At 71.2% G+C, this 15,096-nt stretch carries 17 protein-coding genes and 1 tRNA gene; 6 read left to right on the top strand and 12 right to left on the bottom strand.

Going from position 1 to position 15,096, the window contains the following annotated elements:
- The first annotated feature begins 461 nt into the window (after positions 1-461).
- Positions 462-779: a hypothetical protein gene (locus tag B118_RS0112515; protein WP_018812864.1), complete on the top strand. Its 318-nt coding sequence runs from the start codon at positions 462-464 to the stop codon at positions 777-779.
- 300 nt (positions 780-1,079) lie between these two features.
- Here B118_RS0112515 and B118_RS0112510 read toward each other — a convergent pair whose 3' ends face one another.
- From B118_RS0112510 to B118_RS0112500, 3 genes are all read right to left on the bottom strand, one after another.
- Positions 1,080-1,904, bottom strand: a complete 825-nt coding sequence (locus B118_RS0112510; RefSeq protein ID WP_018812865.1) for a MerR family transcriptional regulator — start codon at positions 1,902-1,904, stop codon at positions 1,080-1,082.
- 280 nt (positions 1,905-2,184) lie between these two features.
- Positions 2,185-2,523: a HEAT repeat domain-containing protein gene (locus B118_RS0112505; RefSeq protein ID WP_020113477.1), complete on the bottom strand. Its 339-nt coding sequence runs from the start codon at positions 2,521-2,523 to the stop codon at positions 2,185-2,187.
- Positions 2,524-2,644: 121 nt separating this feature from the next.
- Positions 2,645-2,731, bottom strand: a tRNA-Ser gene (locus B118_RS0112500).
- Positions 2,732-2,879: 148 nt separating this feature from the next.
- Here B118_RS0112500 and B118_RS0112495 point away from each other — a divergent pair.
- Entirely contained in the window at positions 2,880-3,857 is a 978-nt protein-coding gene (locus B118_RS0112495; protein ID WP_028192846.1) for an NAD(P)H-quinone oxidoreductase, read from the top strand.
- A gap of 61 nt (positions 3,858-3,918) precedes the next feature.
- Here B118_RS0112495 and soxR read toward each other — a convergent pair whose 3' ends face one another.
- A complete protein-coding gene (gene soxR, locus B118_RS0112490; RefSeq protein ID WP_018222005.1) occupies positions 3,919-4,356 on the bottom strand; it encodes a redox-sensitive transcriptional activator SoxR in 438 nt (145 codons plus the stop codon).
- A gap of 46 nt (positions 4,357-4,402) precedes the next feature.
- Here soxR and B118_RS0112485 point away from each other — a divergent pair, with 46 nt between their 5' ends.
- Positions 4,403-5,131 (top strand): transketolase, encoded by a 729-nt coding sequence (locus tag B118_RS0112485; protein ID WP_028192845.1) that lies wholly within the window; start codon positions 4,403-4,405, stop codon positions 5,129-5,131.
- On the top strand, positions 5,131-6,021 hold the full coding sequence (locus B118_RS0112480; protein WP_018812868.1) for a transketolase family protein: 891 nt from the start codon (positions 5,131-5,133) through the stop codon (positions 6,019-6,021). The genes B118_RS0112485 and B118_RS0112480 overlap by 1 nt, the downstream gene beginning before the upstream one ends.
- Before the next feature lie 155 nt (positions 6,022-6,176).
- Here B118_RS0112480 and B118_RS0112475 read toward each other — a convergent pair whose 3' ends face one another.
- The 5 genes from B118_RS0112475 to B118_RS0112455 form a co-directional block, all read right to left on the bottom strand.
- Positions 6,177-6,752, bottom strand: a complete 576-nt coding sequence (locus B118_RS0112475) for a hypothetical protein (RefSeq protein WP_028192844.1) — start codon at positions 6,750-6,752, stop codon at positions 6,177-6,179.
- A gap of 61 nt (positions 6,753-6,813) precedes the next feature.
- A complete protein-coding gene (locus B118_RS0112470; RefSeq protein ID WP_028192843.1) occupies positions 6,814-8,352 on the bottom strand; it encodes a sensor histidine kinase in 1,539 nt (512 codons plus the stop codon).
- Positions 8,345-9,031: a response regulator transcription factor gene (locus B118_RS0112465; protein ID WP_018222000.1), complete on the bottom strand. Its 687-nt coding sequence runs from the start codon at positions 9,029-9,031 to the stop codon at positions 8,345-8,347. The genes B118_RS0112470 and B118_RS0112465 overlap by 8 nt, the downstream gene beginning before the upstream one ends.
- A gap of 69 nt (positions 9,032-9,100) precedes the next feature.
- Positions 9,101-9,619, bottom strand: coding sequence for a hypothetical protein (locus B118_RS0112460; protein WP_018221999.1), 519 nt, complete (start codon positions 9,617-9,619; stop codon positions 9,101-9,103).
- Between the two features lie 122 nt (positions 9,620-9,741).
- The gene (locus B118_RS0112455) at positions 9,742-10,914 is read right to left on the bottom strand and encodes a thiolase family protein (protein WP_028188341.1); all 1,173 of its coding nucleotides are present in this window, start codon (positions 10,912-10,914) and stop codon (positions 9,742-9,744) included.
- 67 nt (positions 10,915-10,981) lie between these two features.
- Here B118_RS0112455 and B118_RS0112450 point away from each other — a divergent pair, with 67 nt between their 5' ends.
- Positions 10,982-11,422, top strand: a complete 441-nt coding sequence (locus B118_RS0112450) for a PH domain-containing protein (protein WP_018221997.1) — start codon at positions 10,982-10,984, stop codon at positions 11,420-11,422.
- A 3-nt stretch (positions 11,423-11,425) separates the two neighbouring features.
- On the opposite strand, the gene B118_RS0112445 is transcribed toward B118_RS0112450, so the two are convergent.
- Entirely contained in the window at positions 11,426-12,337 is a 912-nt protein-coding gene (locus tag B118_RS0112445) for a rhomboid family intramembrane serine protease (protein ID WP_018221996.1), read from the bottom strand.
- A 57-nt stretch (positions 12,338-12,394) separates the two neighbouring features.
- Positions 12,395-12,925, bottom strand: a complete 531-nt coding sequence (locus B118_RS0112440) for a peptidylprolyl isomerase (protein WP_018221995.1) — start codon at positions 12,923-12,925, stop codon at positions 12,395-12,397.
- A 117-nt stretch (positions 12,926-13,042) separates the two neighbouring features.
- Between B118_RS0112440 and B118_RS0112435 the strand changes: the two genes are divergently transcribed.
- Positions 13,043-13,846 (top strand): hypothetical protein, encoded by an 804-nt coding sequence (locus tag B118_RS0112435; protein WP_028192842.1) that lies wholly within the window; start codon positions 13,043-13,045, stop codon positions 13,844-13,846.
- A gap of 7 nt (positions 13,847-13,853) precedes the next feature.
- Here the strand turns inward: B118_RS0112435 and B118_RS0112430 are convergent, their stop codons facing one another.
- Positions 13,854-15,002, bottom strand: coding sequence for a magnesium and cobalt transport protein CorA (locus tag B118_RS0112430; protein ID WP_027658486.1), 1,149 nt, complete (start codon positions 15,000-15,002; stop codon positions 13,854-13,856).
- Between the last annotated feature and the right edge of the window lie 94 nt (positions 15,003-15,096).

The following is a 15,096-nucleotide window of genomic DNA, read 5'->3' as shown; positions in this document are numbered from 1 at the left end:
GATCATCAGCGGTACGCACTCCGGACTCGCCACTCAGGTGCGGCCGGTGAACACTGACCATTCTGCCGAAGTGCTCGTAGCGGGGCAGGCGTCCACCTGCACGCTAGTCACCGGTGTGGCGGCGTTGCCCCAGCCAATGCGGACGCGGTCCTCCCATCCCGATGCCACCTGTACCACCACGGCCGCCCCGGCCCGCACGTACCGGCCCCACCTGGCGAAGAGACGAGTCGACCGCCCTTCCATACGAGGACTGCCGATCCAACCCTTCACCACGGTCGGAGCGAAAGCTGATGTCCGAACACGACACAAGGCTTGAGGAGACACGAATATCTTTCTACGTTTATATCCGCGCTGAACACGACGGTGACCGTCTTGAATGCACCGCGCGGCAAGGCCGCCGTCGGCTCCAGGACAGATGGGGAGGCAGAGCACATGCGGAGGTCTAACTACGCGGTGATGAGGTGAGTCGCCTCCTCCCGTTCATCGCGGGCGGCGCACTGCTCGGTGCCGTCGCCGGACTCTCCTTCGGGCTGGGTAATTACACGGCCACATGGATCGTCTGGCTCCTGTACTTCGGCGTGGTCGAAGTGACGGCGGTGCTCAACAGTCGCGACGGTGACACCCTGTCCGAGCACGTCTGGTTGTGGTTCGGCATGCAGCGCCGCAAGCCCGGTGAGCCTGCCCGAAAGGTCACGGGCTGGGTGTGGCTGCGGCGCTTCGCACTGCTGGCGTTCGTGACCTGGCTCGCCCTTCACTTCCTCACCGGGGGCCTCGTCTGACCGCCTGATTCCGCCAAGTCCAGGATCCCGACGGAAGCACCCTCGCACTGGAAGCCGACAACTGACGGCTAATCCAAGATCCAGCTCCGCAGGTCCGAAAACACCTCGGCACTGCCGAGAACAGCGATGACAGCAGACACGCAGAGCGCCACGAAACGCCGTGAATGCCTCGCTGAGTCCGCTCGCACTCGCCGAGCGGAAAAGGTCGGCGTACGGGTCGCTGCCGTGCCAGGGGTAGCCGTGCCGCCGGAACGCGGCGGCGACCGGTCTCGGGGTGGCGGGGAGCTGCTGGCCGCCCGATCAGCGCGGCGTCTTGTCGATGGGGAACTGGACTTCGGTGAGCAGCTCAGCGGGACTGACCGTTTGCGGGTCGTTGAGGTAGACCTCGCGCGGTGGGCCCGCTGGATGAATACCCTCCTGCTCGATCCAGCCGGTGACGACGTGGTAAGCGGGGCTGATCTCCTGGTATGGCCCTCGGTGGACGGTGGTGGCGACCGGGCCGCCGGGGAGCTCACGGTAGCGGACCGGGTCGCCGGGTAGGACGGTGCCGGCCGGGACCGGGATGCAGATCTCGATGTCGCCGTTGGTCTGTTCGTCGATGACGTCGTGGTAGATGACGAACGGCTTCCCGTTGGACTCGGCGCCGGCGTTGCCGATGGCGTCGACGACCGTGCCGAAGCCACGGCCCATGTCGGCACCGATCGCATTGAGGCTGGTGTGCAGGGTGAGGCTGGCCACCGGAATGGTGGCGGCTTCCTTCACGATGACGTCATAGGGCATGACACGTCCTCCTCGATCGATGAGTGCTTGGAGGAAGCGCAGCATCTGCTCCTGCTCGGCGAGCCGGGCCCGCAACCGCTCCCGATGCGCGACGAGGCGTTTGCCGGTCAGTTCCGGGTCGTCGTCGGCGAGTAGGTCACGGATGTCCGCGATCGGCATGTCGATTGCGCGTAGCATCCGGATCGCCTCGGCCCGCTCGGCCTGGGCCCGCCGGTAGTAGCGGTAGCCAGAGGACGGGTCGACCCAAGCGGGTGCGAGCAGGCCCTGCTCGTTGTAGAAGCGCAGGGCCTTGACTGACAGCCGGCTCATCCGGGAGAAACGCCCAATCGGGATCAGGTCGTCCATGCTCGGTTCCTCCGTTCCGCACCGATGCTGGAGTCTCCCCTGGCGGGAGAGTCAAGCCTGGGACGGCGGTTCGGCGGGTCGCGGGCCAATTCCAGAACGGCCCGGCTGTACAGACGTCAACGGTCGGCCCGATCCGCTGCGACGGGACCTGGCGCAGGAGTTGGTCGACGTTGGCCAGGAGCCGCCCGCACTGGGCGCGGACCGAACATCAGGCCCGGCGCCGTTCTAGGCCCCGGCGGAAGCCTATACGCAATTATTTCGTAATCTGGCCGTTGAAGGGTCAGTCGTTGAGTCCGTTGCATCGCGCTTTCCACAGCTCTCGCCGTGCCTGTTTGGTGTTGAGGCGCTTCAGTCCAATGACAGCCCAAGACCGGAATGACTCGTCGTCGCTGTATAGTTGTTCGGTGAGTAATGGCAGCGCTTGGGATGAGCGGGCTTCGCCGATGAGTTCGAGCAGCCAGCAGCGCAAGCCGTGGCCGTTTCGTTCCTGAGCGAACTCAGCGATGAGTTCGTCAAGGTGGTCGGCGGCGTGAGGAAGTAGGAGGCCGAAGCCGTCTTCCATGGCTTGTGGATCATGACGGCGCATGAGCCACATGGCCCGTTCGAACCGCTTAGTCATGGCGGTGAGGCTAGCTGACCAGTAGCATGCGGCAACCCCGAGCGAGACTGATTCGATTTTCCTAGCCTCGCCCCTAGCCGGCGTGTTCGCTGGCCAGGGGGCGTTTTGCTGTCCAGGTGGGCGGAGGGTGTGGGATTCGAACCCACGAAGACATCACTGCCTTACCGGTTTTCAAGACCAGCGCCATCGGCCACTAGGCGAACCCTCCCGGCGTACCACCCCGTGGGGCGGCGACCGTGCCCAGTCTGCCACGCCGGCCCCACCGGTGGGCAGGCGCGCCCACCGACACGCCGTCCACAGTGGGTGTGAGCGGGATGGGCTCCCGGGCGGGTGCCGGCGTCGGGTAGACAGAGACCATGCAGGCGATCACGATCCAGGAGTTCGGTGGACCCGACGCGTTGGTCTGGACTGAGGTGCCCGATCCGGTGCCCGGCCCCGGCGAGGTGATCGTCGACGTACGGGCCAGCGCGGTCAACCGGGCCGACGTGCTGCAACGGCAGGGCTTCTATCCGCCGCCCCCGGGCGCGCCCCCGTACCCCGGTCTGGAGTGCTCCGGGGTGATCAGCGCGGTCGGCGACGACGTCTCCGGTTGGGCGGTCGGTCAGCCGGTCTGCGCGCTGCTGGCCGGCGGCGGGTACGCGGAGCGGGTGGCGGTGCCGGCCGGTCAGCTGCTGCCGGTGCCGGACGGCATGGACCTGGTGGAGGCGGCGGCGCTGCCGGAGGTGGCCTGCACGGTCTGGTCGAACGTGGTGCAGCGGGCGCAGTTGGCCGCCGGGGAGACGCTGCTGGTGCACGGCGGCGGCAGTGGGATCGGCACCTTCGCGATCCAGCTCGGCGCGGCCCTCGGGGCGACGGTGCTGGTGACCGCGCGGTTGGCCAAGCACGACCGGCTGCGGGCACTCGGCGTCGCCCACACGATCGACTATCGGGAGCAGGACTTCGCCGCGGAGGTTCGCCAGCTCACCGGTGGCCGGGGTGCGGACGTGATTCTCGACATCATGGGCGCGGCCTACCTGGGGCAGAACGTGGCCGCGCTCGCCACCGGCGGCCGGCTGATGGTGATCGGCCTGCTGGGCGGCCGGAAGGGGGAGCTGGATCTCGGTGCGCTGCTGGTGAAGCGGGCGACGGTGATCGCGACCACCCTGCGTTCCCTCCCACTGGGCCAGAAGGCGGAGATCGTCGAGGGGGTACGCGAGCAGGTGTGGCCGCTGATCGTGGCCGGCCAGGTTCACCCGGTCGTGGACCGCCGGCTGCCGATAACCGACGTGGCCGAGGCCCACCGGCTCGTCGAGTCGAACCAGCACGTCGGCAAGGTGCTGCTGACCGTCGGCTAGCGCGGCGGACCCTCGTCGGCTAGCGCGGCACGGCCAGGCACGCACCGGGACCCTCGCGTCGCTAGCGCGGCATCGCCAGGCGCGCACCGGGACCCTCGTCGGCGACCTGGTCGCCCGGGTTGCTGAGAATGCAGCGGCGCAACGACAGGCACCCGCAGCCGATACACCCGTCGAGGTCGTCCCGGATCCGGGTCAGGAGCGTGATCTTCTCGTCCAGCCGGTTCCGCCACAGTTGGGAGAGTTGGGTCCAGTCCTCCGGGGTCGGGGTCCGGGCGGCCGGCAGGGATTCGAGCGCCTCGCGGATCTCCTCCAGCGAGATGCCGACCTGTTGGGAGATCCGGATGAACGCCACCCGGCGCAGTTCACTGCGCGCGTACCGGCGTTGGTTGCCGCCGGTGCGGTCGGCTCGGAGCAGCCCGATCCGCTCGTAGTAGCGCAGGGCGGATGACGCCACGCCGCTGCGTGCGGAGAGCTGGCCGATGGTCAATAACTCCTGCATCACGTCACCTTGAGCTGAAGTGGGCTTCAAGTTGCAGGCTAGCCACATGACAGCCACCACGACCACCGCAGCGATCGCCGAGGCCGCCGCGCCGCTCGACGGCCAACCGCCGGTCGCGCCCCTGCTGGAGCGGATCCGAGCCGGCCGGGAGTTCGGCACGAACGTCTACTCCACCATCGACGTGCTCCAGGTGCTCTACCACCGCGTCCTGCGGGTCCACCCGACGACCGTTGACGACCCGGACCGGGACCGGTTCCTGCTCTCCAAGGGGCATGCGGTCGCCGGCTACTACGCGGTACTCGCCGCTGCGCAGTTCATCCCCGCCGACTGGCTCGACGACCAGGGTGGGCCGGCGAGTCGGCTCGGCGAGCACCCCGACCGGATGCTCGTGCCCGGCGTGGAGATCGGCTCCGGATCGCTCGGCCACGGCCTCGGCCTCAGCGTCGGAACCGCGCTCGGGCTACTCGCCCAGGGCCGGCTCGAACCCCGGGTGTACGTGCTGCTCGGCGACGCCGAACTGGATGAGGGTTCCAACCACGAGGCGATCACCTACGCCGGTACGAACGGCCTGGCCAACCTCACCGCGATCGTGATCGACAACGCATCCGCCACCCACGGCTGGCCGGGCGGACCGGCAGCCCGGTTCACCGTGGACGGCTGGACCGCGGCGACCGTCGACGGACGCGACCACGACGCCCTGCACGCCGCCCTGACCGGGCATGACGGCAACCGGCCCCACGTTGTCGTGGCGGTCGTCAACCCCAAGGAGGACTAGTGCGCGACACCTTCGTCGACACCACCACCGCGCTGCTCGCCGACGACCCGCGTACCGCGCTGGTGCTGGCCGACATCTCCGCCGCCCTCTTCGCCCCGGCGGCGGACCGGCACCCGGACCGGGTGCTGAACGTCGGAATCCGGGAACAGTTGATGGTCGGGGTGGCCGGCGGGCTCGCGTTGACCGGCCTGCGGCCGATCGTGCACACCTACGCGCCGTTCCTGGTCGAGCGGGCGTACGAGCAGCTCAAGCTCGACCTGGACCACCAGAATGCGAGCGCGGTGCTGGTCAGCGTGGGTGCCTCGTACGACCGCCCCGAGGCGGGCCGGACCCACCTGTCGCCGGCGGATGTCTCGTTGATCGACACCCTGCACGGCTGGACGGTGCACGTGCCCGGCCACCCCGGTGAGGTGGCGCCGCTGCTGCGGACGGCGGTAGCCGCGGAGACCTCGGCGTACCTGCGGCTGTCGGTGCTGAGCAACGAGCGGCCGTTGGGCGGCGACGGAGCGTTGCGGGTGGTGCGGGACGCCGGGCCGGGAGCACCCCTGGTGGTGGCCGTCGGACCGACCCTGGACGCGGCCACCGCGGGGCTGGCCGACCTGCCCGTCACCGTGGCGTACACCAACCGGCCGCGGCCGTTCGACACCGCCGGGCTGCGCGACCGGGCCGGCACCGACGTGATCCTGGTCGAGCCCTACCTCGCCGGGACCTCCAGCCGGGTGGTCTCGGCGGCGCTGGCGGACCGCCCACACCGGCTTCTGGCACTCGGCGTCGGGCGCGAAGAACTCCGGCGGTACGGGTCGACCGACGACCACACCCACTGGCATGGCCTGGACGCGTCTGGGCTGCGGCGATCGGTGCTGGACTTCGTCTCACCAGCGCGGCGCTGACCTTCCGTCTCGGCGGTCAACGGGGGCTCGGCCGGGTCAACGGGGGCTCGGCCAGGACAACGGGGGCTCGGCGGAGCAGCGGGGCTCAGCGGAGCGCTCGGCCGGGACAGCGGCGGCTCGGCGGTCAGCGCGCCGAGCCGCCGCCGGCGGGTGAACTACTCGCTCTTGGGCAGCACGATCAATCGGGCCGCACCGTTCTCCCCGTCCTTCGTGCCGGCCACGCCGAGCACCCGGCCAACCTCAACCGCCTCCGGCTGAACCGTTTGGCGGCGCTCCACCACCCGCAGCTCCGGCCCGAAGGTCCAGGTCATCTCGAAGCCATCCGACGACCGAACGGTCATCTCCTGCCCATCGACAGCGACCACCTCGCCACGTTGGACCGCCACCGTCCTCGGACCGTCCTCTTTCGTCTGCACCACGACCTCGCCGTGCATGGCGTTCTTCCGCAGCAGCACCCGGGCCGGCCGCCGCTTGCGCCACTCTTCGGCCCGTTCCTTCCGGCCCGGCTCCACGTCCGAAGACGGTGAGTTTGACGCGGCGGCGGGCACCACCTCCAGCTCGACGGGATCCAGGCCCAGCGCGGCCAGCGCCTGACCCTCCACGCCCAACGCCGCGGCGACCTCGACGGCCTGCTCTCCGCCCGGCCCGGTCACCTGGGCCGCGCCGCAGCCGCTGAGCCCGAGCGTGACTGCCGCGAACAGCGTGGTGGCGGCGACTCCCCAACGTGCCATGACTCTCCCTCTCATCCCTGTGGGTGGGAGCCCAGCCTGGTCGGTCTCGGCGAGCGCCGGGTCAGGCCGATGTTCGGGTCTGGTAAGGATCCGGCGGCAGCGAGACGACAAACGCGGCCCCGCCCTCGGCCGCGTGCCCCGCGCTGATCTCACCACCGAGCCGCCGGACCAGGCCGGCGGCGAGGGCCAGGCCCAGCCCACTACCGACCTTGCGCACCCCCCGGTACCGCTGGTGCAGCGCACCCCGCTGGAAGACCACCGCCAGGTCGTCGTCGGTCAGGCCGGGGCCGCCGTCCCGCACCTCGATCACTCCGCCGGCGGCCGGGTCCGGGCCGGCCCACCGGGTCGCGAGCACCACCGGCGCCCCCGGCGGCACCACCCGCAACGCGTTCTCCAGGAGCCCATCCACCACCTGCCGAATCCGCCCCGGATCGGTGTGCACCGGCACCGCCGGATCCGGCGCCTCGACCCGGAACGCCACCGGGACGGCCGCGCACCGCGCCGCCCACGTCCGCTCCGCCTCCGCGGCCAGCCGAACCAGGTCGACCCGGACCGGCTCCAGCGGGAAGTCCACGGCCTCCAGCCGGGCCAGGGCCAGCAGGTCCCGTACCAGCCGATCCAGGTGCTCCGCCTCGACCAGCACCGTGCGCCCGGTGCCGGCCACCTCCGCCGAGTCGATCACCCCATCCGCCAACGCCTCCGCGTACCCGCGAATGGCGGTCAGCGGGGTCCGCAGCTCATGTGAGACGGAGAGCAGGAACTCTCGCTGCCGTCCCTCACTGGTGGTGAGCGCGGCAGCCAAGCCGTTGAGGGCCTCCGCCAGGTCCGCCACCTCGTGCGGGGGCTCCACCGGTACGCGAACCGCGCGCTCGCCCGCCCGCAGCCGCGCGGCAGCGTCTGCCGCCCGCCGGATCGGCCGGGCCAGGCGACGGGCGAGCAGCAGACCGGCGACCGCCCCGGCCGCCAGCCCGGCCAGCAGGGGCAGCCAGAGGCTCTGGGCGACCTGCCGCCAGATGCCGCCGAGCGAGCCGGCCCGCGCGAGCACCACCCCGTCGCCGCCGGGCAGCGCTCGCCCCTGCACCAGCGCCGGTCGTCCGGCGACCAACCGCCGGTCGGCGACGTGCCGACCCGCGGCGATCCGCTCCACCACCTGGGCCGGCAGTCCCGGCCGGTCCACCACCCCGTCTCGCACCAGGTACGCCTCGATGCCCCGCGCCCGCAGTTGGCGCAGCAACCGGTCCTCGTCCACGGTGCGCGGGGTGTCCAGCCGACTGCGTAACGCCTCGGCGGCGAGTCGGGACTGGGCGGCCAGCGCCTGCTGCTCGCGGTGTTCCACGCCACGGACCGCGAGCGGCACCGCGACGATCGCGGTAACCAGGACCGAGACCAGGGCAACCGCGCAGGTGACCAGCACCGCCCGGACGGTCAGGGTCGGCCCACGGCGGGTGCAGTCACGCCGGGCGGATCCGGGCCGGGCGGGCGCGGGCTGGGTGCCGGTGGGCCGGGCAGATCCGGGCCGGGCGGATCGGGGCCGGGCGCGGGTGGGCCGCGGGGCGCCGGACGTCGGCACGGTCGAAGGGTCGACCCGGTGCTCACCCATCGGCGGCGTACCCCACCCCCCGATGGGTACGGATCACACTCGCCGAGCCGAGCTTCGCCCGGACCTGCGCCACGTGCACGTCAACGGTTCGGGTACCCGCGGGAACGGCGTACCCCCACACCCCGGCGAGCAGTTCCTCCCGGGTGAACACCCGGCCGGGGCGGGCCATCAGGTGGGCGAGCAGGTCAAACTCGGTGGAGGTCAACTGCACCGGATTCCCCGCGGCGGTCACCGTACGGCGGTCGAGGTCCAGCGTGACCGTGCCGACGATCCGCGGCTGGCCCGGCGGCGGCCCGGCGACCCGGCGCAGCACCGCCCGCACCCGGGCCACCAGTTCCCGCGGGCTGAACGGCTTGGTGACGTAGTCGTCGGCGCCGAGTTCCAGCCCGACGATGCGGTCCACCTCGTCGTCGCGCGCGGTGAGGAAGATGACCGGTGTCCAGTCCCCGGACTCGCGCAACCGGCGGCAGATCTCGGTGCCGGGCAGACCGGGCAGTGCGATGTCGAGAACGCAGGTCACCGGCCGGAGCCGGCGGGCGGCGGCGAGGCCGGCGTCGCCGTCCTGCTCCAGGTGTACGCCGAACCCGTCCCGGGCCAGATAGAGCCGGACCAGATCGGCGATGGCCGGTTCGTCCTCGACGAGGAGGACGAGCCCGCGATGCGGCGCGTCAACGGTCACCGGCTCATGATGGCCGACTGGGAGGGCGCGGCGTTGCTCGGGACATGTTCGGGTTCGGTAAGGAGACGGTCAGCGGACGGTGGCGGGTCGGAAGGCGGCCGGCCGGGCCAGGGCCGGACCGGGGTCGCCAATCGTGGCGACGAGCCGCTCGCGCGCGGTCCGGACGCGGGTGCGGAAAGCGTGGTTGAGCAGCTCGTCGAGCTGCCACACCTGCTTCGGGTGCCGCGTGCGGATGACGAACCGCTCCCGGACGCCGTCGATGGCGGTAGCGGCCAGCTCCAGGCAGTGCAGCCGCGGGTCCGGCCCCCAGGTGACGTCGCTCAGCTCGCGCAGCTCGGTGTTGAGATGCAGGCGGAGCCGGTGCAGCACCCGGGTCTGCCGGGTGACGACCAGCCGTCGGTGGGTCAACAGCAGGAGGTACTCGCCGGCGGTGGCCGACCGGTTCGGGCGACTGCACCGGGTGACCAGGATGGGGGCGTCACCCGAGCCGACACAGCGCCGGAAGACGGGCATGTGTCGGCTGGCGGTCTGGGTCGCGATACCAGCCTCGGCCGCAGCGGGAAGGAACGTTCGGGAGAAGACGTCCATACCCTGCCCAACGACGCCCCGGCGCGGGGTGATATGGGCGGGACGGCCGAACCTTGCATCTTCCACGCCCCCCGGTGGTCATGACCACCGAACGGGTCATGGCCACCCGGGCGGTGGGTGGTTCAGAGCAACTCGACGATGGTCGCGTTGGCCATGCCGCCGCCCTCGCACATGGTTTGCAGGCCGTACCGGAGGTTCTCGTCTCGCATGTGCGCCAACATGGTGGTCATGATCCGGGCCCCGGATCCGCCGAGCGGATGCCCGAGGGCGATGGCGCCGCCGCGCGGGTTGAGCCGGTGCGGGTCGGCCTCGGTCTCCGCGAGCCAGGCCAGCGGCACCGGGGCGAACGCCTCGTTGACCTCGTACACCCCGATCTCCTCGATGCCCAGCCCCGCCCGGCGCAGCGCCTTGGCGGTAGCCGGAATAGGCGCGGTCAACATGGCGACCGGGTCGTCGGCGCAGACCACCGCGGTGTGGATGCGGGCGAGCGGGCGCAGGCCGTGCCGGCCGGCCCACTCGGCGGTGGTGACCGCGAGCGCCGCCGCGCCGTCGGAGATCTGGGACGCGGATCCGGCAGTCACCACGCCGTCGGCCCGGAACGGGGTGGCGAGCTCGGCCAGCTTCGCCAGGGACGTGTCCCGACGGATGCCCTCGTCGGCGGAGGCCGTGCCCCCGTCGGCGAGGCGGACCGGTGCCAGCTCGGCGTCGAATGCGCCGGCATCCTGCGCCGCGCCCGCCTTCTCATGGCTGGCGAGGGCGAACTCGTCGAGCTGGCTGCGGGTCAGTCGCCACCGGCGGGCGATCAGCTCCGCGCCGACGCCCTGGCTGAACGGGAGCGGGTCGTCCTCCGCCACCCCCTCCACACCCCGGTAGCGGTCCAGGATCGCCGCGCTGAACGGCACGCCCCCGGCCACGCTGGAGCCCATCGGCACCCGGGTCATCGACTCGACCCCGCCCGCCACCACCAGGTCGGCCTGCCCGGAGAGCACAGTCGCGGCGGCGAAGTGCAGCGCCTGCTGACTGGACCCGCACTGTCGGTCGAGGGTGGTGCCGGGAACCGTCTCGGGCCAGCCGGCCGCGAGGACGGCGTTACGGGCGACGTTCCAGGACTGCTCGCCGACCTGCGAGACGCAGCCCCAGAAGACGTCATCCACCTGGCCCGGGTCGATGCCGGTCCGTTCGGTGAGGGCGCGCAGCACGTGCGCCGACAGGTCGACCGGGTGTACGTCGGCGAGGCTTCCCTTGCGCCGCCCGACGGGGGTGCGTACCGCGCCGACGATGACTGCGTCACTCATGACTACTCCCCGGTAACTTGGATTGCGTCGATGGTACGCGGCCCGCCGGGCAACCCGCTGCCCTGGCATGCTGGGCAATATGGATACGACTTCGTCCGAGACCCGGCAGTGGCGGGTCTCGGCCGCCCTACCAGCGGTCAAGGCCGGTGGGGCCGGGGCGCTAGTCGCGCTCGGTCTCCTGCTCGCCGACGGCGACCCGGTCCGGCTCACGTTGGCCGCGCTGGCTGCCGCCGCGCTCCTGGTCTGGGCCGCGCGGGACCTGCTGGTGCCGGTCCGCCTCGCGGTCGATCCGGAAGGACTGACGGTGGTCAGCGGCTTCGCCGGCCGGCGGCGGCTGCCGTGGTCGCAGGTGGCGGCGATCCGGGTGGACCAGCGGGCCCGGCTCGGCCGGTCGAACGCCGCCCTGGAGGTGGATGCCGGGGAGACACTGCACCTGTTCGGCCGGTTCGACCTGGACGCCGACCCGACTGATGTCGCGGCGCAGCTACGGGCGGCTCGCCCTACCTGATCGTCAGGCGAGCAGGGTCGCGGTCCGGAACAGGGCCAGGCCGAGCAGGGCCACCACGAGCACCGTCCCGCCGCCCACCTGCACCAACGTACGCTGCGACCGTGGGGCGTGGGCGAGGACGAAGGCCATCAGACCGCCGACCACGAGACCGCCCAGGTGACCCGGGATCGAGATCCCCGGCACAGTTATCGTGAAGACCAGGTTGATCACCAGGATCGGGAGCACCTGGGAGACGTCCCGCCCCAACCGCCGGCCGACGACGAACAGGGCCGCGAAGAGCCCGAAGACGGCTGTGGACGCGCCCGCGGTGGCCGCGTTCGGCGCGCTGAACAGGTAGGCCGCGACGTTCCCGCCGAGGCCGGCGATCAGATAGAGGGCCAAGAACCGGGCCGGGCCGAGACTCGCCTCCAGGGTTCGGCCGAGGATCCACAACGCGTACATGTTCAGCAGCAGGTGGATCACGCCGTAGTGCAGGAACATCGCGGTGACCAGGCGGTACCACTCGCCATCGGCGACGCCACCCACGGTGCCGTTGGGAAAGACCGCGAGCCCGATCACGGCTCCCCACTCGGTCAACGGGGTGCTGCCGCCGAGCAGACCGCCGAAGCCGGAGCCCCCCACCACCGCGTCGCCACCCCGGTCGGTGCCGATGGAGAGCAGCATCACCAGGGCGTTGAACGCGATCAACGCCTTGGTGACGTAGCCGTGTTGGCCGGCGAGACCACCACCGAAGGCGGTACGCGCCGGCCGCACACTGCGGCGCCCTTCGTTGACGCACTCCGGGCACTGGAAGCCCACCGACGCCTCGCGCATGCAGTCCGGGCAGATGACCCGGTCGCAGCGGTTGCACCGGATGTAGGCCTCCCGACCGGGGTGGCGGTAGCAGACCGGGGTGGTCGGTGGTGATTCACTCACCGGACAGCCCAGGTACCCGAGCGCTCAGTCATGCGAGCAAAGGTACCCTGTCCGCCTTCAGGAGCCGGTGCGCTCGATCTCGACCCGCTCGATAACGACGTCGCGCAGCGGGCGGTCAGCCGGGTTCGTCGGGGTGTTGGCGATCGCGTCAACGACCTTCACCGACTCCTCGTCGGCGACCTGCCCGAAGATGGTGTGCCGGTTGTTCAGGTGCGGGGTCGGCGCCACCGTGATGAAGAACTGCGAACCGTTGGTGCCCGGCCCGGCGTTCGCCATCGCCAGCAGGTACGGCCGGTCGAACCGCAGCTCGGGGTGGAACTCGTCGGCGAAGGTGTAACCCGGTCCGCCCCGGCCGGTGCCGGTCGGGTCACCCATCTGGATCATGAAACCGCTGATCACGCGGTGCGAGATCGTGCCGTCGAAGTACGGGCCGCTGCCCGGCTGGCCGGTCCGCGGGTCGGTGTACTGCTTGGTGCCGTCGGCCAACTCCACGAAGTTGCGAACGGTCTTCGGCGCGTGATTCGGAAAGAGCTGCAGCCGAATCGGGCCGGCGTTGGTGTGCAGGGTGGCGTAGAGATCCTCGGCCACGGGTACTCCTCACTAGGTGTTCAGTTCCATGCGGATCCTCCCATGTGCCCGATCTGGCCATGCGGAGGCATCCGAAGGTGGAGGATGACGAAGGGACAACTCCGAGGAGGTGGGACCGTGTTTGGAAACGGGCGGCGTAGGACCCAGAGCCAGCTTGCCAAGATCGAGCTTGGTCGAAGCTTCGGTCATCTGAAGCGGGCGGCGGGGCACGCAACGAACGGCACCGGCGCCACGGTCGGCCCACGGGTGCGGGCGGCCCGCAGCGTTGTTGCCCCGACCGCGCTGGTCATGCGAGACCGGGCGGCGAGCGGCTACGTGTCGACCGTGGCGGCCCTTACCCCGCTGGCCATCGCCGTCCGCGCCGCCCAGGCGGAGGCAGCCAGCCGGGCCGCCGCCGGCCGGCGGGCCGGCGCGGGCAATTCGACCGCCACCAGCAGGAAGGTGCAGGAGAAGAGGATGCGGGCGACACGCGCGAAGAAGCGGTCCGGTCGGGGCAGGATGACCGGCCTGCTGGCGGCCAGCGTCGTGGTTGGGCTGGTCGGCGCGATGGCGTTGCGACGCCGCTACGAGCGGCGGGAGTGGGTCGAGTACGACCCGGTTCCCAGCCTGGACCCGATGCAGGCCGAGATGGACATGATCGAGGTCACCACCCGGACCCCGGCCGAGCAGACCGCCCCGACGCCGACCGAGAAGGTGGCGCCACCGGCCGCCGGCAGGGCCCCCGCGACACCGACCGAGAAGGTCCGCGCGGCGACCGCCGAGAAGGCCCCCGCGACACCAACCAAGCAGGTCCCCGCGGCGACCGCCGAGAAGGCCCCCGCGACACCAACCGAGAAGGCCCCCGCGACGACCGAGGGCAAGAGCTCCACCAGCCGGACCACCAACGACCTCCCCAAAGCCATGAAGAACGGTCGCCGCTGACCCCGGGTCAGAGCCAGCCGTGCCGGCGGAACCAGCGGTAGAGCGCCAGGCTGACCCCGAGCATCAGGGCCAGCACCGTGGGATAGCCGTAGGTCCACCCCAGCTCCGGCATGAACTCGAAGTTCATGCCGTAGATGCCGGCGATGGCGGTCCAGACCGCCGCGATGGCCGCCCAAGCCGCGATCTTGCGCATGTCGTCGTTCTGGTCCACGGTGACCTGGGCCAACCGCACCTGAAGGATTGAGTTGAGCAGGTCATCGGCGGCGTTGACCTGCTCAACGGTACGGCTGAGGTGGTCCTGCACGTCCCCGAAGTACCGGCGGATCTCCAACGGCACCTCGCGGTTGCGCTCAGCGGTGATCCGCAGAAGCGGACGCTGGAGCGGCATCACCGCCCGCTTGAACTCGACCAGCTCCCGCTTCACCTGGTAGATCCGCTGGATCCGATCGCCGCCCGGCCGACGGTCGAAGACGTCGGCCTCCAGCGTGTCCAGGTCGTCCTCCAGCCGGTCGGCGACCTCCAGGTACTGGTCGACCACCCGGTCGGTCACCGCGTACGCCACCGCCCACGGGCCGTGCGGCAGCAGATCCCCCTTCGCTTCCAGGTCGGCGCGCACCGGCGCCAGCCGGCGGGCGTCCCCGTGCCGGACACTGACCAGGAAATCCGGGCCGATGAAGAGCAGTACCTGGCCGGTCTCGACGACCTCGGAGTGCTCGGTCAACTCGGCCTGGTCGCGGTAGCGGGCGGTGCGCAGCACCAGGAAGCTGACCGCGCCGAACTGCTCCAGCTTGGGCCGCTGCTGGGCTTTGACCGCGTCCTCCACGGCCAGTTCATGCAGGCCGTAGGTGGCCGCGATCTCGGTCATCTGGGCCAGGTCGGGCTCGTGTAGGCCGAGCCAGACGAAGCCATTGCCCGCCTCGCGCGCCGCCGCCAGCGCCTCGGCGTGGCGCTGGTGGCCGGGTTGCCGCTCCCCGTCCAGGTAGAGCGCGCAGTCAACGACCGCATCGTGGGGCACGGCCGGCGCCGGTGGCCCGGCCGCGCTCTCGAAGCTGAGCCGGCGGGTCATCGCCCGCACCGGGGCTGCCCAGTCCCGCGGTCGGATCACCCGGCCACCCGACCGGGCGCCCCTGGGCCCACGCCGCAACCGGTCCGTCATCGCACCCTCCCCGCTCGACGACGCGTTGCAGCGTACGCCGCCAGCCGGGTCGACATCGGTGCCGCGGGGGCGGGGCGAGCGCCGGGCCGGCCGA

Origin of the sequence: Salinispora pacifica CNR114, assembly GCF_000514775.1 — a bacterium.
Classification (GTDB): Bacteria; Actinomycetota; Actinomycetes; order Mycobacteriales; family Micromonosporaceae; genus Micromonospora; species Micromonospora pacifica.
The sequence above is the reverse complement of the archived record's forward strand: the minus strand, read 5'-3'. Positions and strand labels throughout refer to the sequence as shown.